Source organism: Luteococcus sp. H101, assembly GCF_038433155.1.
GTDB lineage: Bacteria > Actinomycetota > Actinomycetes > Propionibacteriales > Propionibacteriaceae > Luteococcus.
On sequence record NZ_JBCDMW010000019.1, the window covers coordinates 204,866 to 222,081 of the forward strand.

Annotated in this window: 16 protein-coding genes; 4 read left to right on the forward strand and 12 right to left on the reverse strand. The window is 69.4% G+C overall.

All coding sequences use genetic code 11. The features are described from left to right. Positions 1-76: 76 nt before the first annotated feature. Complete coding sequence (gene pgi / locus AAEX60_RS07745) at positions 77-1,750, reverse strand: glucose-6-phosphate isomerase (RefSeq protein WP_342102411.1); 1,674 nt, start codon at positions 1,748-1,750, stop codon at positions 77-79. Positions 1,751-1,875: 125 nt separating this feature from the next. On the opposite strand from pgi, the gene AAEX60_RS07750 reads away from it, so the two are divergent. Beyond that, positions 1,876-2,781, forward strand: coding sequence for a hypothetical protein (locus AAEX60_RS07750; protein ID WP_342102414.1), 906 nt, complete (start codon positions 1,876-1,878; stop codon positions 2,779-2,781). A 21-nt stretch (positions 2,782-2,802) separates the two neighbouring features. Here the strand turns inward: AAEX60_RS07750 and AAEX60_RS07755 are convergent, their stop codons facing one another. Together AAEX60_RS07755 and AAEX60_RS07760 are read right to left on the reverse strand one after the other, a co-directional pair. After that, complete coding sequence (locus tag AAEX60_RS07755) at positions 2,803-3,942, reverse strand: SH3 domain-containing protein (RefSeq protein WP_342102415.1); 1,140 nt, start codon at positions 3,940-3,942, stop codon at positions 2,803-2,805. A gap of 81 nt (positions 3,943-4,023) precedes the next feature. Further along, the gene (locus tag AAEX60_RS07760; protein ID WP_342102417.1) at positions 4,024-4,581 is read right to left on the reverse strand and encodes a TetR/AcrR family transcriptional regulator; all 558 of its coding nucleotides are present in this window, start codon (positions 4,579-4,581) and stop codon (positions 4,024-4,026) included. 176 nt (positions 4,582-4,757) lie between these two features. Here AAEX60_RS07760 and AAEX60_RS07765 point away from each other — a divergent pair, with 176 nt between their 5' ends. Continuing rightward, positions 4,758-5,594 carry a DsbA family protein gene (locus AAEX60_RS07765; protein ID WP_342102419.1) on the forward strand — a complete coding sequence of 279 codons (837 nt, stop codon included), beginning with the start codon at positions 4,758-4,760 and terminating at the stop codon, positions 5,592-5,594. Here the strand turns inward: AAEX60_RS07765 and AAEX60_RS07770 are convergent, their stop codons facing one another. Beyond that, positions 5,595-6,239 carry a bifunctional 4-hydroxy-2-oxoglutarate aldolase/2-dehydro-3-deoxy-phosphogluconate aldolase gene (locus AAEX60_RS07770; RefSeq protein ID WP_342102421.1) on the reverse strand — a complete coding sequence of 215 codons (645 nt, stop codon included), beginning with the start codon at positions 6,237-6,239 and terminating at the stop codon, positions 5,595-5,597. It abuts the gene before it with no gap. After that, positions 6,236-7,054: a cytochrome c biogenesis CcdA family protein gene (locus tag AAEX60_RS07775; RefSeq protein ID WP_342102423.1), complete on the reverse strand. Its 819-nt coding sequence runs from the start codon at positions 7,052-7,054 to the stop codon at positions 6,236-6,238. Before AAEX60_RS07775 ends, AAEX60_RS07770 begins: the two co-directional genes overlap by 4 nt. 35 nt (positions 7,055-7,089) lie before the next feature. Between AAEX60_RS07775 and AAEX60_RS07780 the strand changes: the two genes are divergently transcribed. Both AAEX60_RS07780 and AAEX60_RS07785 read left to right on the forward strand, forming a co-directional pair. After that, positions 7,090-9,645, forward strand: a complete 2,556-nt coding sequence (locus AAEX60_RS07780) for a DEAD/DEAH box helicase (protein WP_342102425.1) — start codon at positions 7,090-7,092, stop codon at positions 9,643-9,645. A gap of 13 nt (positions 9,646-9,658) precedes the next feature. Further along, positions 9,659-10,123 carry a YbhB/YbcL family Raf kinase inhibitor-like protein gene (locus tag AAEX60_RS07785; protein WP_342102427.1) on the forward strand — a complete coding sequence of 155 codons (465 nt, stop codon included), beginning with the start codon at positions 9,659-9,661 and terminating at the stop codon, positions 10,121-10,123. Here the strand turns inward: AAEX60_RS07785 and AAEX60_RS07790 are convergent. The 7 genes from AAEX60_RS07790 to AAEX60_RS07820 form a co-directional block, all read right to left on the reverse strand. Then, positions 10,095-10,883, reverse strand: coding sequence for a thermonuclease family protein (locus AAEX60_RS07790; protein ID WP_342102429.1), 789 nt, complete (start codon positions 10,881-10,883; stop codon positions 10,095-10,097). The genes AAEX60_RS07785 and AAEX60_RS07790 overlap by 29 nt on opposite strands. A 4-nt stretch (positions 10,884-10,887) precedes the next feature. Next, positions 10,888-12,390: an amino acid permease gene (locus AAEX60_RS07795; RefSeq protein WP_342102431.1), complete on the reverse strand. Its 1,503-nt coding sequence runs from the start codon at positions 12,388-12,390 to the stop codon at positions 10,888-10,890. Between the two features lie 112 nt (positions 12,391-12,502). Further along, complete coding sequence (locus AAEX60_RS07800) at positions 12,503-13,492, reverse strand: FecCD family ABC transporter permease (RefSeq protein WP_342102433.1); 990 nt, start codon at positions 13,490-13,492, stop codon at positions 12,503-12,505. Positions 13,493-13,503: 11 nt separating this feature from the next. After that, positions 13,504-14,457: a FecCD family ABC transporter permease gene (locus tag AAEX60_RS07805; RefSeq protein WP_342102434.1), complete on the reverse strand. Its 954-nt coding sequence runs from the start codon at positions 14,455-14,457 to the stop codon at positions 13,504-13,506. Positions 14,458-14,506: 49 nt separating this feature from the next. Beyond that, positions 14,507-15,370 (reverse strand): siderophore-interacting protein, encoded by an 864-nt coding sequence (locus tag AAEX60_RS07810; protein WP_342102436.1) that lies wholly within the window; start codon positions 15,368-15,370, stop codon positions 14,507-14,509. A 23-nt stretch (positions 15,371-15,393) separates the two neighbouring features. Next, positions 15,394-16,368, reverse strand: coding sequence for an ABC transporter substrate-binding protein (locus AAEX60_RS07815; protein ID WP_342102437.1), 975 nt, complete (start codon positions 16,366-16,368; stop codon positions 15,394-15,396). Next, positions 16,365-17,207, reverse strand: a complete 843-nt coding sequence (locus tag AAEX60_RS07820; protein WP_342102438.1) for an ABC transporter ATP-binding protein — start codon at positions 17,205-17,207, stop codon at positions 16,365-16,367. The genes AAEX60_RS07815 and AAEX60_RS07820 overlap by 4 nt, the downstream gene beginning before the upstream one ends. Positions 17,208-17,216 lie beyond the last annotated feature (9 nt).

Genomic DNA, 17,216 nt, shown 5'->3' on the forward strand with positions numbered 1-17,216 from the left:
CGCCGGCCCGGAAGGACGACGGCGCCCCGCCCTCCGCGGGGAGGACGGGGCGCGGTTCGACAGGATCAGGAAAGGGTCACTTGGAACGCTTCGCCAGGTAGTAGTCGATCAGGCCCTGCGTCGACGAGTCCTGCTGCTTCTTGGCTTCCTCGTCCCCCTGGACGGCGGGGGCGATCTTCATGGCCAGCTGCTTGCCCAGCTCCACGCCCCACTGGTCGAAGGAGTCGATGCCCCAGACGATGCCCTGGACGAAGGTGATGTGCTCGTACAGGGCGATCAGCTGGCCAACCACGCTCGGGGTCAGGGCCGGGGCCATGATCGACGTCGTGGGCTTGTTGCCGGCGAAGACCCGGGCCGGGACGATGTGCTCGGCCGTCCCCTCGGCACGCACCTCGTCGGCGGTCTTGCCGAAGGCCAGCGCCGCAGTCTGGGCGAAGAAGTTGGACAGGAAGAGCTCGTGCACGTCCACGTCGCCGTCCTTCGTGGCGTGCGCCGGATTGGCGACGGCGATGAAGTCGGCCGGGATCAGCTTGGTGCCCTGGTGGATCAGCTGGTAGAAGGCGTGCTGGCCATTGGTGCCGGGCTCGCCCCAGAAGATCTCGCCGGTGCCGGTGGTGACCGGCGTGCCGTCCCAGCGGACCGACTTGCCATTGGACTCCATGGTCAGCTGCTGCAGGTAGGCGGCGAAGCGGTGCAGGTACTGCGCATAGGGCAGCACGGCGTGGCTCTCGGCACCGAAGAAGTTGGTGTACCAGACGTTCAGCATGCCCATGATCAGGGGCACGTTCTTGGCCGGCTCGGTCTCCCGGAAGTGCAGGTCCATGGCGTGCATGCCGGCCAGGAAGTCCTGCCAGTTCTCCTTGCCGATGGCCACGATCACGGCGGTGCCGACGGCGGAGCTCACCGAATAGCGGCCACCCACCCAGTTCCAGAAGCCGAAGGCATTGTTCGGGTCGATCCCGAAGGCCTCCACCTTGTCCAGCGCGGTGGACACGGCGACGAAGTGCTTGGCGATGGCGTCCTTGGCCTGCTCCTCGGACCCGTCGATCACGCCGGCCTCGGTCAGCTTGCCCAGCAGCCAGTCGCGCGCCATCCGGGCATTGGTCAAGGTCTCCAGGGTGGTGAAGGTCTTGGAGGCGACGATGAACAGCGTCTGCTCCGGATCCAGGTCGGCGACCTTCTCCGCGCAGTCGTTGGGGTCGATGTTGGAGATGAAGCGGGCGTCCGGGCCGGTCTTGTACGGCTTCAGCGCCTCGTAGACCATCACGGGGCCCAGGTCGGAGCCGCCGATGCCGATGTTCACCACGGTGGTGATCGGCTTGCCGGTGACGCCCTTCCACTCGCCGCTGCGGATCTGCTCGGCCCAGGCGTAGATCTTGTCCAGCACCTCATGCACGTCGGCCACCACGTCCTGGCCGTCGACATTGAGCTCCTCGGCCTTGGGCAGCCGCAGGGCGGTGTGCAGCACGGCCCGGTCCTCGGTGACGTTGATGTGCTCACCGGTGAACATGGCCTCCCGACGCTCGGCCAGGTTGACCTGCTCGGCCAGCGCCAGCAGGGCGGCGAGCACCTCGTCGCTCAGGAAGTTCTTGGAGAGGTCGACGTGCAGGTCGGCCGCGTCGAGGGTGTAGCGCTGGGCGCGCTCGGGGTCGGAGGCGAAGGCACCCTTGAGGTCCGGGGTGAACTCGTCGTGCAGCGTGGTCAGGTCCGCCCAGGCGGACGTGGTGGTGGCATCAACCGGAGTCGTCATGCGGCCAGCCTAGTTGGCCCTAGCGGCCGGCGGCATTCGGGTCAACCAGATCTGCCGTAGGCCGGAACCACACTCCGGAAGCGAGATCCCTGTCCAATTGATCCTTCACTGAGCAAAATTGTTCCATGACCTCCACCGGCACGGAACTCACGCAGAACCCGGCCTTTGCGCTGCGCCTGTCCCAGGCGCTGACCGGCACCGAGCTGACCCTGGGCCGGATCAGCGACCATCTCACGGCGGCCGGCACCCCGGTCTCGGTGGCGACGCTGAGCAACTGGCAGACCGGCAAGAACACCCCGCGACGAGCCAACTCGCTGCGCGCCGTGGAGGAACTGGAGCGAGTCCTGTCACTACCCTCCGGCAGCCTGCGCCAGACCCTGGCCAGGGGCGAGGAGGACCAGGGCGAGCCCGTTCGCCCCACCATGGGCGAGCTGGAACGGGCCCTGACCAGCCTGGAGCTCACCGCCCAGAACCTGCGGGGAATCAGCAGCGCCGACCTGGTGGTGATTGGCGCCCGCCGCAATGAGCGAAGCGTCGCCCACCACCAGCTGGCCGCTGCTCGCGTGGACGGGCTGCGTCGGATCCCCGCGATCTACTTCCAGGACGCGGACGGTCCGGCGGCGCCCCGCATCCGCGCCATTTCCGGCTGCCGGGTGGGCCGGCAGATCAAGGTGCCCGAGGCGCATCTGGTGGTGGCCGAGCTGATCCTGCCCCGCGCGCTGGCCAGGGATGAGCTGCACGCCTTCTGCTACCAGGTGATCTGTGCCCCCACCGAGGCCCCCTGCTTCCGCTTCCAGCGCGCCCTGCACAGCCGGCAGCGTGACTTCGTGGTCAATGTGATCTTCCGGGGGCAGCCGCCGGCCCGGGCAACCCGCTACTACCAGCGACGAGAGCCCACAGCGTGGCCACCGGCGCCCGAGGAGACGCTGGCCGTCCCCGGGGACCCGTTGCGGATCCAGGAGGGACAGCTGCAGCTGAGCCTGCTGGACGCGCCGATCGGCGTCCACGGCCTGTCCTGGCAGTGGGACTGAGGCCTGGGGTCTGGGGCTTGGTCAGCCGACGGTGATGTGCACGTGGTCGTAGTGGTTGGCCGTGGCGGAGCCCCGGTCACCCATGGAACGCCAGCCCTCACCGGAGCGCTGGGTGGTCCAGATCTGCTGGGAGTAGATCACCTCGGTGATCCCCAACCGCGCGGCATTGGCACGCGCCCATCGGGCCACCTCCCAGCCCTGCTGACCGCTGACCATCACGTCCAGCGCGCGGCCACTGCCGTGCGCATCGTCGGAACCCCGGGCACCGCCGTAGTTGGTGATGGACGGGAAGTTGCCGCAGACCGCCTGGTGCACCGAGCGGGTGGCCGCAGTCAGGCCGCTGGGCGCTGACGTGGGACAGGTGTCGGTGCGCAGGCCGCGGGCCGAGCGACTGACGGAGGTGCCGTCACTGCTGGAGGCGGTGCCGCGCCGGGTCTCCCGGCCGGCTGAGGCCGACTCCTCGGAGTCGTCGGCGGCCACCGTGGTGCGGCTGGGGGTGGCGGCCCGGGCCTCCGCCGCGGGCTTGGCCAGGCTGAGGTAGCCGGAACGCACCCAGCCGGGCTTGCCGTCCAGCGAGACCTGCCGCCAGCCGTCGCGATGCAGCTCGGTGACCTTGACCTCGTCGCCCTGCCGGAGGCCGCCGATCCGCTCGGAATCGACGTCCGGCTGCCGACGCACGTTCAGGTCCTCGGTGGCATAGCGGGTGCCGACCACCTCGCTCAGCGGGGCCACCGTCTCCACCGTCTCCCGGGGAGTGGCCGTCGCGGAGCTGACCGAGGAGGCCACCTTGGACGTGGAGGAGGCGCTGGGAGTGGCCTTGCTCGGCACGGCCTTGACCGTCGGGCTCACGCTCGGCTTGGGCTTCTGACTGACGCTGGTGGTGGCGCTCGCCTTCGGCGTGTGCGACGTGCGGCTCGGGCTGGGCAGCACGCTGGGCGTGTTGGTGTGCTGCGGCTGCGCGCTGGTGGCCTGCGGGCCGGAGGCTTCGGCGATGTCCTCGCTGGCGGAGCTGGGGATCAGGATGGCGCCGCCGATGGCGACGGCCAACCCGGCCACCAGGGCCAGCGGCGCGACCAGCTGACGGACCCGTCGAGGTTCGTCCTCGATCCCCTCCGCGGGGTTCTCGAGGGGCTCGAGCTGGGCGTCGGCCGGGTCCGTCACGTCATGTCCTCACTGCTTGTCCGTTTCTGAGACAAGTGTAAGGAAATTCTGAGAGAATCCCAAAAAGCTCCGTCGGGATTCTCAGGCAGCGACCGCCTGCCGTAGCCAGACCGCCATCGACTGCCGGGTGCCCAGCTCATCTGCAGTCATCAGATACCGCATCGTCACCCCATCGGCCAGCATCAGCAGCGCCTCGGCCAGCCCCTCGGGATCCGGCTGGTCCGCCAGCTTGGTGGCCAGCAGGGCCACCCGCTTGGCCCGCCACCCGGCCGGCACGTCCTCCAGCCCCGGCGTGCGCAGCGCCTGGTCGGCCAGTTCCCACAGGCTGAGCTGGGTGCCACGCTGGGCGACGACGTCGTGCAGGTGCTGGTCCAGCAGGCCCAGCAGCACCTCATGGGTGGAATCGCCCCGCACCTCCAGGGCCTCCAGGCGGGCCAGCTCGGCCTCGTCCAGGGCCCCCATCGCCTCCCGCAGGAGCGCCTGGTGGGACTCGAAGGCGTAGTGGAAACTGGCCAGCGGCATGCCCGCCTGGGCTGCGATGGCCCGAGTGGTGGCCGAGGCCAGTCCCTGCTCCTCGATCACGGTCAGTGCCGCCGTGATCAGCTTCTGACGGCGCTCGGCCAGGCTCATTCTGGTCATCGGTGAAAACCTCCATCCGCAGCCCCCGTGGACTCGACACCCCCGCGTCGAGCTGCTGCGTCGCCCCAGTCTTTCATCGCAAACGGCCTTGCCGCGACCTTGGGCGGGCGATCCGGCGGGTGAAACCGAACTAATGCCCCAGTCATCCGCTCATTCCCGCCGGATAGGGTTGGGGCATGTCCCAGGAGCCAGCACAGCACCAGCCCCCGCACACCCCCGGACAGGGGTGGCAGCACGGCGCCAGCGCCGCCCCCTCCCCCAGCAAGCCGAACCGGCTGCCCTGGGTGCTGGTGGCGATGCTCACCGCGCTCAGCGTGGTGCTGGCCTCGATGCTGGCCATGCAGAGCAGTGAGCTGAAGCGGCTGCGGGCCGGGGAGGGCACGCCCCAGACCGCCGCCTCGGGCAGCGCGCAACCGGCGGCGACGGGGGCCCAGCCGTCGCAGAACCCGGAGGCGATTGCCGCGATGAAGAAGCTGCCGCGACGCAATCCGGAGGATCCGACAGCCAAGGGGAAGGTGGACGCGCCCGTGGTGATGATCGAGTGGTCCGACTTCCGCTGCCCCTTCTGCTCGGTCTGGGCCCGGGAGACCGCCCCCCAGCTCAAGCCCTACATCGATTCCGGCAGCCTGCGGATCGAGCACCGGGACCTGGTGCTGTTCGGCGACCAGTCGATGAACACCGCGATGGCGGCCCGCGCCGCCGGCAACCAGGACAAGTTCTGGGAGTTCTACGACGCGGTACACGCCAAGGCGCCCACCAGCGGGCATCCCACCATCAAGCAAGCCGACCTGCTGGCCTTCGCCAAGGCCGCCGGGGTGCCGGACCTGGCCCGGTTCACCAAGGATTCCACCAGCGCCCAGACCAGGGCCGCCGTGGAGAAGGACGTGAACGAGGCCCGCAGCCTGGGCCTGAGCGGCACCCCCTTCTTCGTGGTCAACACCACGCCGCTGTCCGGGGCGCAGCCGCTCGAGGTGTTCACCCAGGCGATCGAGCAGAGCGGCGGGAAGAAGTAGTCACTCGTCGACGGCGGTGCGGAAGGTCTGGCACCGTTCCCGCAGGCTGCCCAGCGAACCGCCGGTGAAGGCGTCGCCGATCAGCGCGTCGTCCAACCAGACCGCCACCGCGCCGGCCTCGGCCCAGCGTCGGGCCGAATAGGCGCCCAGACCACCCCGGGCACACAGCACCGCGTCGGGGGTCAACGGCACCAGCGCCTCGGGATAGCCGGAGCCCATCACCTCCGCCGGCACCACCAGCACGCCGGAAATCCCCAGCCGCCAGGCGGCCCGCACCTCGGTAGGGGTCAGGGCCGCCACCAGCACCGGGCGCCCGGCCTGCCGCGCCGTGGCCACCAGGTCCTCGTCAGGCCCGCACAGGGCGACGAAGTCGGCGCCGGCGGCCAGGGCCTCGTCCAGGGTGGCGGCGTCGCCGACGTCGTGCACCCCGATGCTGGCCCGCTGCCCGAAGATGCCGCGCAGCCGCGCCACCTCGGCCAGCTGTGGGGCGGGCAGGCTGAGGGAGCGGATCCCCTCCTGCACCATCACCTCCACCGCGGCCACCAGCGAGGGCATCGCCCGGTCGGGCAGGGTGGCCACCAACCTGCCGTCCAGCATCGGCTCGGGCAGCGGGGCGGGCTGGCTGGCGTCGTGGTCAGTGCTCATGGGGCCATCTTGTCGCGTTCGGCCAGCCAGAGCCACGTCAGCCCACCCGCCAGGGCAATCAGCAGCACCACGACGGGCAGGTCCCCCAGGCTGCGGCCCCAAGCGGCCAGCCGGTTCTCCAACCGGAACTGGCTGGTGGCATCCAGCAGCCCGCCGGTCTGGCCGCCGGTGAACAACAGGAAGACCCCCAGCGCGACGAAGACCAGCCCGGTCACCAGTTGGCTCACGGTGGTGTGCACCGGCCCCAGGCTGACCGACCGGGGCCGCAGCCAGCCGCGCTCGGCCAGCCGCAGGCGTTCCCACAGCAGGCTGAGCAGCATCAGGGGCAGCGCCATCCCCAGCGCGTAGACCGCCATCAACAGGCCCGCCACCAGCGGATTCCCGCCGAGCGCGGCCAGGGTCAGCACCGAGCCGAGGATGGGGCCGGTACAGCCGCTGGCCAGGCCATAGCTGGCCCCCAGCGCCAGGATCGCCAGGGGGGAGGCCGGGTTGGTGCCGCCGCGACGGGACAGGCCGGGCATCGGCAGACTGATCCCGGCAGCGGTGACCAGACCCAGCAGCACCAGCACCACGGCGCCAATCCGGATCAGCAGGGCCGCGTCGCGCACCAGCAACTGTCCCAGGGAGCCGGCGGCCACGCCCAGCGGGACCATCACGGCCAGCAGCCCGGTCAGGAAGACCAGCAGCCGCCCCACCATGGTGCCGGTGCGGTTGAAGGCGAAGGCGAAGAAGCTGGGCAGCAGCATGGCGGCACAGGGGCTGAACAGTGCGGCGAGGCCGCCCAGGAAGGCGACGGCGAAGCTGGTCTGGCCCATGGCCCGAAGGTTACCCATGGAAGGATGGAGGCACCATGCGCCTCATCGACCAGCTGCCCGCCCTGGGCTCGAATCCCGGCCCCGACGCCATCCACGAAGCCTTCATCACCTGGGCGGCCTCCACCGGCATCACGCTCTACCCGCACCAGGAGGAGGCGATCCTGGAGATCCTGAGTGGGAACAATGCCATCGTGATGACCCCGACGGGTTCCGGGAAGAGCCTGATCGCGTTGGCGGCGCACTTCCACGCCCTGGCCACCGACGGGGTGAGTTTCTACACCGCCCCCATCAAGGCGTTGGTGAGCGAGAAGTTCTTCGCGCTGTGCGATGTCTTTGGGGCCACCAATGTGGGCATGGTCACCGGCGACGCGTCGGTCAACGCCGACGCCCCGATCATCTGCTGCACCGCGGAGATCCTGGCCAACATCGCCCTGCGGGAGGGGCGCACCGCCGACGTCACGCAGGTGGTCATGGACGAATACCACTTCGTCGCCGACCCGGACCGTGGCTGGGCCTGGCAGGTGGGCGTCACCGAACTGCCGCAGGCGCAGCAGATCCTGATGAGCGCCACCCTGGGTGACGTCTCCCAGCTGCGCAAGGACCTGACCCGTCGCTCCGGGCGGGAGACCGCGGTGATCGCCGACGCCGTCCGCCCCGTTCCGCTGGTCTACCGCTGGGCGCTCACCCCGATCCACGAGACGGTGGAGGAGATCGTCGCCACCGGCCAGGCGCCGGTCTACATCGTGCACTCCACCCAGGCCGCCGCCCTGGAACGCGCCCAGGCGCTGCTCAGCGTGAAGCTGGTCAGCACCGAGGAGCGGCACCGGATCGTCGAGGCGATGGGCCACTTCCGCTTCGCCGGCGGCTTCGGCAAGACCCTGGAGAAGCTGGTCAAGGCCGGGATCGGGGTGCACCACGCTGGGATGCTCCCCCGCTACCGACGGCTGGTGGAAACCCTGGCCCAGCAAGGACTCCTCAAGGTGATCTGCGGCACCGACACCCTGGGTGTCGGCATCAATGTGCCGATCCGCACCGTGCTGTTCACCGCCCTGACCAAGTTCGACGGGCGCCGGATGCGGACCCTGCGCAGCCGGGAATTCCACCAGATTGCCGGCCGGGCCGGGCGCGCCGGCTTCGACACCGTCGGCTATGTGGTGGCGCAGGCGCCGGAACACGTCGTCGAGAACACCAAGGCGCTGGCCAAGGCCGGTGATGACCCCAAGAAGCGTCGCAAGGTGCAGCGCAAGAAGCCGCCGGAGGGCTTCGTCAACTACACCGAGGAGAGCTTCCAGAAGCTGATCGACTCCACCCCGGAGACCCTGCACGCCAGGATGCGGATCACCAATGCGATGCTGCTCAACCTGGTGGAGCGCGACGAGGACACCGCCCGGGCCGTGGTCCACCTGGTCGAGGAGTCGGTGGGCGACGAGCGCACCCAGAAGCAGCTCAAGCGCCGCGCGGTGGCGCTGGGCCGTTCCCTGATCCAGGCCGGCGTCGTGACCCGCCTTGAACCGCCCGAGCCGTCCGGCCGTCGCTACGAGTTGGCGGAGAGCCTGCAGGACAACTTTGCGCTGAACCAGCCGCTGAGCGCCTTTGCGATGGCTGCCTTCGAGCTGCTGGACCCGGATTCAGCCGACTATGTGCTGGACCTGGTCAGCATCATCGAGGCCACGCTGGAGGACCCGATGTTCGTGCTCATCCAGCAGCAGTACAAGGCCCGGGGTGAGGCCGTCGCCGAGATGAAGGCCGACGGCTATGACTACGAGGAACGGATGGAGGTGCTGGAGGACGTCGAGTGGCCCAAGCCGCTGGCCGAACTCCTGGACCATGCCTACGAGGCCTACCGGCCCAGTCATCCCTGGATCACCGAGAACCAGCTCAGCCCCAAGTCGATTGTCCGGGACATGTTCGAACGCGCGATGAGCTTTGGTGAGTATGTCGCGTACTACAAGATCCAGCGCAGCGAGGGGCTGCTGCTGCGCTACCTCTCCGACGCCTACCGGGCGCTGCGGCAGAGCGTGCCGGAGCGCTTTGTCACCGACGAGCTGACCGACCTGGTGGAGTGGTTGGGCGAGGTGATCCGGCTCACCGACTCCTCGCTGCTGGACGAGTGGGAGGCGCTGACCGACCCCGACGCGGACCCCGAGGACCGGCTGAAGGCGCTCACCCACCCCGCGGAGAAGCGGCATCCGGTGACCGGCAACCGACGGGCCTTCACCGTGCTGGTGCGCAATGCGCTGTGGCGGCATGTGGAGCTGATGGCCTACGACAAGGTCGATGAGCTGGCCGAGTTGGACGCCCGGGATCCCGACGCGGTGATGGATGCCGACGCCTGGGATGCGGCGCTGGGGGCCTACTGGGATGCCCACGACGACATGGGTCTGGACGGCGACGCCCGCGGGCCGAAGATGCTACGGATCGAGGAGTTCGGCGGCAAGGGCGGCGAGCCGCGGACCTGGCGGGTGGCGCAGATCATCGACGACCCGGACCATGACCACGACTGGCAGCTGCAGGCCTCGATCGACCTGGACGCCTGCGACGAGGCCGGGGAACTGGTGCTCCATGTGCTGGGCTTCGGGCGCGTCGACTGACTAGGCTCTGGTCATGGAAATCACCAGCACGTCCATCACCGAAGGCGCCGAGATTGCCCTGAAGTATGCCGAGCAGGGCGCCGGTGGCCAGAACATCAGCCCGCAGCTCAGCTGGACCGGTGTCCCCGAGGGGACCCAGAGCTTCGCGATCACCATCTACGACCCCGACGCCCCCACCGGCTCCGGCTGGTGGCACTGGGTGGCCGTCGATCTCCCCGGGGACCTGACCTCCGTGCCCGAGGGCGGCCCGCTGCCCGACGGCGTGCGGGAATGGGTGACCGACTACGGTTACGAGGGCTACGGCGGCCCCTGCCCGCCGCCCGGCCCGGCGCACCGCTATGTGCACACCGTGCACGCCCTGCCCTTCGACAAGTTGCCGGTGCCCGACGAGGCAACCAGCGCGCAGGTCCGGTTCACCATCCTGGCCAATGAGCTGGACAGCGCCAGCATCACCGCACTGTTCGCGCAGCCCGAGTGAGGGCTTCGTCCAGTTCGTCGACCCGGGCCTGACGCCAGGCCGCCGGGTGCCGCTGGCGCTGTACCGCGCCGATCTTCGAGTCCGGCGTGGCCAGCTGCTGTCGCAGGGCCTGCGCCGGCGCGATCGCGGCGCGTAGTTTCGCGACGTCGTCGCTCTGCAGCGCCTGCACCCGGGCCCGGGTCTGCCCGGCCAGGGTGCAGGCTATCGCCGGATCATAGAGGCCCCGGTGTGCGGTCATGGCCTCCTGCTGGGCCGCGGCGACGGGGGCAAGGAAGGTGTCGGCTCGGCTAACCACCACGGCGCCGGTGAGGCCCTGGCGCGCCATCTCGGCCGAGAGCAGACGGCCGTCGGCCCACAGCGCGGCCAGGGTGCGGCCATAACGGTCCCTGCGCGGGCCGTCGTGGGCCAGTTCCACCGCCGTGCCCTTCGGCAGCAGCCGGGTCAGGGCGGTGGTGGCCTCGGGGCCGAGGCATTCCACGGCCGTGCCCCGCTTGTGCGTCTCCGGGGTGTCGATGTTCAGGATCCGCACGGTCTCCTCCCGGCCACCCCGTCGCACCACGACGGTGTCACCGTCGCTGACCCGCACCACGGTCGCGGCCTCCCGCCCCGGAAGTGGAGGGGTCGGCACCGGCGCTGCGGACGTGGCGGAGCCGAGTGTCCCCTCGCGCCAGCGCTGCCACCAGACCGGCCCCACGATCGCGCAGAACAGACAGACCACCAGCAGCGCGGCGATCACCTCTCCCCTGGCGCGGGACGTCATCCGATCAGGGGATCAGGTCGTAGGCCACATCATCGGCGACGTCGGTGCGGGAAAGGTCCGCCGTGGTCAGGTCCACCGTCGGGGCCTTGGTGACGAGCTTGTGCCCGGCCCACAGCGCCAGGAAGACCGGCAGCCCCAGGTAGGAGGCGAACAGTCCCTCGATGTCCACGTCGCCCAGGAAGGCCTGGTAGTTCTGCCCGGCCACCACGATGGCGCACATGCCCAACGCCACCAGCGGGCCGAGCGGGAACCAGCGGGCGCGGAAGGGCAGCTCGTCCAGTGAGCGCCCCTGCGCGACGAAGGCCCGGCGGAAGCGGTAGTGGCACCAGGCGACGCCCATCCAGGTGATGAAACCGGCCAGGCCGGAGGCGTTGACCAACCACAGGTAGGCGCCGCCGTCGCCGATCAGGCTGGCGATGAAGCACATGGCCCCCACGACGGTGGTGGCCAGCAGCGCGGTCAACGGCACCCCGCGCCTGGTGGTGGTGCCGAAGATCCTGGGCGCCTTCCCGGAACGCGCCATGCCGTAGAGCATCCGGGTGGAGACGTACATCCCGGAATTGCCGGCGGACAGGATGGAGGTCAGAATCACGGCATTCATCAGCGACGCGGCGCCGGCGATCCCGGCCCGCTCGAAGATCAGGGTGAAGGGGCTGACGGCGATGTTGTCGACGTCGGCCGACAGCAGCCGTTCGTCGGTGTAGCTGATCAGGAAACCGACGACGGCGATCGCGCCGATGTAGAAGAGCATGATCCGGTAGAAGACGGCCTTGATGGCGCGCGGGATGGACTTCTCCGGGTCGTCGGCCTCACCGGCGGCGACGCCGATCATCTCCGTTCCCTGGAAGGAGAAGCCGGCGATCATGAAGATCCCGAGCATGCCCTGCCAGCCGTTCACGAAGGGCGCCTCGCCGTTGGTCCAGTTACCGAAGCCCGGGGACTTGCCGCCCATGATCCCCAGGATCATCGCCAGGCCGGCCACCAGGAAGACGATCACGGTGACCACCTTGATGGAGGCGAACCAGAACTCGCTCTCCCCGAAGGTGCCGACGCTGGCCGCGTTGAGCAGGAAGAGGATGGTCAGGAAGCCGGCCGACCAGACCCAGGCGGGAACGTCGGGCAACCAGTACTTCATCACCAGGGAGGCCGCCACCAGCTCGGCGGCGACGGTGATCGCCCAGTTGAACCAGTAGTTCCAACCAGTCGCGAAGCCGAAGGAGGGGCTGACGAAGCGGGTGCCGTAGGTCTCGAAGGAGCCGGCCACCGGCAGCCAGGTGGACATCTCGCCCAGAGACTGCATCAGCAGGTAGACCATGAAGCCGATGGCGGCGTAGGCCAGCAGGGCGCCGCCGGGGCCGGCCGAGTTGATGGTCTGCCCGGAGGCCACGAACAGACCGGTCCCGATGGCTCCACCGATCGCGATCATGTTCAGGTGCCGGGCGCGCAGCCCCCGTCGGAGTTCGTTCTCGTGCCCCGCCGCACTGACGGGTGGCGTCGCGTCTGACATGAGCCCACCTCGGGAGAAGTTGTCGTGTACCGGGTAGAGGGTACCCATCGGGTGGCCCGGGCCGGCCTGTCGTGCACCAGTTGGGACGGTGCGGCGCGACGGCCGATGCGGCTCAGGCCGGCCGGGAACGATTCATCAGTGTCCACAACAGCACCGGCCCACCCAGCACGGCCGTGACCAGGCCCACCGGGACAGGCGTGCCGAGAGCGGTTCGAGCCGCGATGTCCGCCCCCACCAGCAGTGCAGCGCCCGTCATGGCACTGACCAAGGGCGGCGGCCCGGGCGAGCGGAGGGCACGTTGGGCCAGTTGCGGTGCACTGAACGCGATGAACGGCACCGGGCCAGCCACTGCGCAGGCCAGGGCCGCGGCGACGACCGCCAGCAGCGCCTGCACACCCTGCGCCAACCAAAGGCGCACACCCAGAGACCTTACGGTCAGGTCACCCAGCTGCAACAGGGAGAGCTCGCCCCGGTTGGCGGCAGCCAGCAACAGGCAGGCCCCGACACCTGCACCCAGCTGCCCCAATGAGGCGTAGGGAACATTGGCAAGCGAACCGGTCAACCACACCATCGCCGAGGACAGGTCAGCGGCGGGGACCTGCAGCAACAGCCAGGAGGTGAGCCCCTGCAGTCCGGCACCGACCCCAAGACCCACCAGCACCACACGTCGCGCGGTCAGGCCTGCTCGCCAGGCAAGCGCAACCACCAAGCCCCCCGCCACCAGGCCACCCAGAAGACCGACCACACCGGTTCGCAGTCCCGACGCGGCCGCAATCCCGCCGCCACCATTGCCGACGAGTGTGGCCACCACGCAGCAGGACGCCCCGGCGTTGACCCCGATGATGTCCGGGCTGGCCAGCGGATTGCGCAGCAGCGACTGGGTGATGGCTCCGGCCAGTCCCAGCGCCGCCCCGGCGATCACGGCCCCCAGAGCTCCTGGGCCGCGCACCGTTCCCACCAGGTACGACGCGGTTGGGTCCACCTCAGGGGTGCCCAGAACGACGGCGAGGACGTCGCGTGGTGCGATCCACCCCTGCCCGTGGCACAGGTCCAGCACCAGGAGAGCCATGAGCATCACGGCCAGGCCCGTGCTGCATGCCACTGACCGGCCCCTCACCGCTCGTCGCCTGCCCGTCGGGCCAGCGACACGAACAGCGGAGCCCCGAGCGCGGCCAGCGTGACACCGACCGGCACTTCGGCGCCGCGAGTGGCGACCCGGCCGATGATGTCAGCGATCAGGATGGCGGCAATCCCCGTCGGTAGGCACAAGAGCGCAGTCATGACCGGGCGCCCACCGCACAGTCGACGGGCGGCATGGGGCGCCAGCAGTCCGATGAAACCCAGACTGCCGCAGGCGGCGGTGGAGCCACCGCACAACAAGACGACGGCTGCAAGACCGATTGCCCGGTCGCGAACGGCCCGGCTGCCCAGGCTCGCCGCGAGCCGGTCTCCGAGTTCGAGCGCGGGGAGCGCGCCCAGCGCTGACACCGCGAGCAGCAGACCGCACAGCAACACCGGCAGGACACCTCGTGCCACGTCGAGGCCACGGCCGTCCAGTGAGCCGGTGCTCCAGGCCTGGAAGGAGCCCATCTGGTGCGGGTGGGTGATCACCACGGCACTGGTGGCGGACCCCAGCAGGGCGGTCACCACCGCTCCGATGAGCACCACCCCGAGCATGGGTTCGACCGAACGCTGACGCAGGCCGAGACCGATCACCCCGATACCGGCAATGACGGCACCGGCCACCCCGGCCCAGACATACTGCGAAGGCGCTTGCCAGCCCGGCCACACCATCGCGCAGACCACAGCGAAGCTGGCACCCGACCCGACGCCGAGCAGTCCCGGATCGGCCAACGGGTTGCGAGTGTGGGCCTGGGTGAGGGCGCCGGCCATCCCCATCGAGGCCCCACACAACATCCCGAGCAGGGTGCGGGGAAGCCGAAGCCCCATGACGATGGCCTGCTCGTTCGCGGTCCCGCGGCCGGACAACGCTGCCCATACCCTCGTGGGCTCGATCCATTGCGAGCCGATGGCCAGACTGCCCAGACAGGCCAGCAGGTCGATCACCAGGAGCAGCAGCACTGCCGCCCGGAACCAGCGGCGACGGCCGGATTCTTCAGGCGGCATCAGCCGACTCGTCCTCCTCGTCGATGTGATGGTCGTGGTTGGTCTGGCCTCGCCGCCAGTAACCGTCCACGTCCCAGTTGTCACGCGGCAGCCCCAGATCTCGTGCAAGGTAGCGCCGCAACGGCTTGATCGACGTCGACTCGCCTGCCACCCAGACGAAGAAATCTCCACGGGACGGCAGCGCGTGCCCGCGCACGGCCTGCTCCAGCAGGCGGGTGCTTCCGGCTGGTCGTCCGTCGCGATGGAGCCACACGAGGTGAAGGTCGGCCCGCGTCTGCAGGGGCAGCTCGTCGGAAGGGCCAGCCACCTCCACATAGGCGGTGACCGGGACGCCCGGGCGCAGCATCTCGAGCCACCGAGCCATGGCGGGCAGTGCGGTCTCGTCGCAGGCAAACAGGTACTGGTCGAAGACGTCCTTGACCTGGAAAGAGCCTCGTGGGCCGAGCATGCCCAACGCGTCACCCGGGCGAGCCCTGGCCGCCCAATTGCTGGCAATGCCACCACCGTGCAGGACCACGTCGACATCGAGCCACGGCCCAGCCGGATCGAAGGCGCGCACCGTGTAGTCGCGGTAGGTCAACCCACCGAACGATGCCCGTCCTTGTTCGTCAAGCTCGGGCAGGACGATCCGGTTGTGGTCATCGGGATCGAAGAAGAGCTTGACGTGGTCCTCTGGGGCGACCGTCGGAAAGTCGTCCAGATCGGGTCCGGTGAAGCGCAGCCGCACCATGTGCTCGGACAGTCGGCGGACCCAGACCACCTCGATGCGTCGTGGTTTGAGGGGGAACCACCAGCGGGCGATTCGTGGACCTTCGTCGTCAGGGGCATGGCCCTGGGGATGGTGGTGTTCCATGTTTCCTCCAGTGGTTGTGGCACTCATTCGAGCCGGGACAAGATCGTGTCAAGGGCCTCCAGCGAGATGAGCCCGGTTTCGTAGCGGTCAGCGAAGAAGTAGGGAAGGCCGTACGCATGCGAGGCCTTGACGGCCGGGAGCGCTCGCCAGGTCGGTTGCTTGAGCAGCTCGGTGGCGCCTTCGCCGGGCGTGTCGTCGGGACGCTGTTCGTAGAGGAGCACGGTGGAGTCGGACAGCCGTCCCAGCTGCTCCAGGGAGAGGAAGGTGGCATTCTCCTGCCGTTCATCGCGGGAGACCGGAGTGAGCTTCGCCCCGGCATCGACGAGGGTGTCACCGGGCCACGAGATCGGCGAGTAGACGTTGACCTTCTCGTAGTAGTCGACGGCGGCGAAGACGTGGCGGGACAGCACCGCGGCGTGCTTGGTGCGGATGTCGGCCGCCTTGGCCTCATAGGCCTTCTTCGCGGCATGCGCCTCCTCTCCGTGACCAAGGGCCTCGGCCATCGCCAGCGTGGCGTCCTTGGTCTGTGACGATCCTGTCGAACGGATCAGGACGGTGGGGGCAATGGCATTGAGCTTTTGCCACTGGGCCTTCGCCTCGGCGCTGAGCTCGGCGGCCTTGCCGCCGCGGACGAAACCGATCATCAGGTCGGGCTTCAGCGCGGCGATCTTCTCCAGATCGGGCCCGTCCTTGCCCAGGATGATCGGCAGGTCCTTCACCTTCTGGTACTCGGCGGGCAGGAACTGGTCCGGATAGTCGCCGTCGGCGGTGGCCAGCGGGGTGATGCCGGCCTGCAACAAGGGGCCGACGCCACCTTCGAGCGCGATGGCGCGCCGCGGAGAGCGTGGGATGCTGACCGGCCCGAAGGCCGTCTCGACGGTATGGACCTGGGCAGAGGAGGTGCTGGCCGGTGGCGACGGTTGGGGGGCGGAACCGGTGGCGCCGCAGCCAGCGAGGACTGCGGCGAGCAGGACGGTGACGATCATGGATGACTTCATGGGTGCTCCTTCGTGGCTGTGATGGGGCTTGTGCCCTGGCTGGCGGCGGTGTGGTGGCGACGGGGCACCACCAGGGGTGTCGAGGTTTCGGGGTCACTGATGATGCGGCAGGGCAGGTCGAAGACGTCCATGACGAGCGGCACGGTCATCACCTGTGTCGGCGACCCGACGGCGACGACCCGCCCGGCGGACATGACCACGAGCAGGTCGGCGTGGCGGCAGGCCAAGCTCAGGTCGTGCAGGACGGCGATGACGTCATGGCCCCTCGCCACCAGCTGACTGCAGGTCTCGAGCACGTCGACCTGGTGGGCGATGTCGAGGAAACTGGTGGGCTCGTCGACCAGGATGGTGGAGGTCTGCTGGGCCAGCGCCATGGCAATCCACGCGCGCTGCCGCTGACCGCCCGACAGCTCGGCAAGCCGGGCATCGGCCAGGTCAGCCACGCCTCCGACGGCCATAGCCTCGTCGACGGCCTGATGATCGGCAGCGCCGGGTGGTAGGAGCAGGCGCCGATGCGGGTGCCGTCCGCGCATCACCAGGTCCCGCACCCGGATGCCGTCCGGTGCGAGCGGCTGCTGCGGCAGAAAGGCCAGACGGCGGGCCAAGGCCCGGGGCGTGGCGCTGTTGAGTGGCTGGCCGTTGAAGTCGACCGTTCCACGGCTGGGGCGCAGCAGTCGCGCCAGACACAGCAGCAAGGTCGACTTTCCGCAGCCATTGGGGCCGATGACGGCGACAAAGCTGCCCCGCGGCAGGTCGAGATCGATGTCGTGGAGCACCTCGGGGCCGCCTGGGTGGGCCGCACACAGGCCACGGACGCCGAACAGGAGGTCGGTGGGCATCGGCCCTCC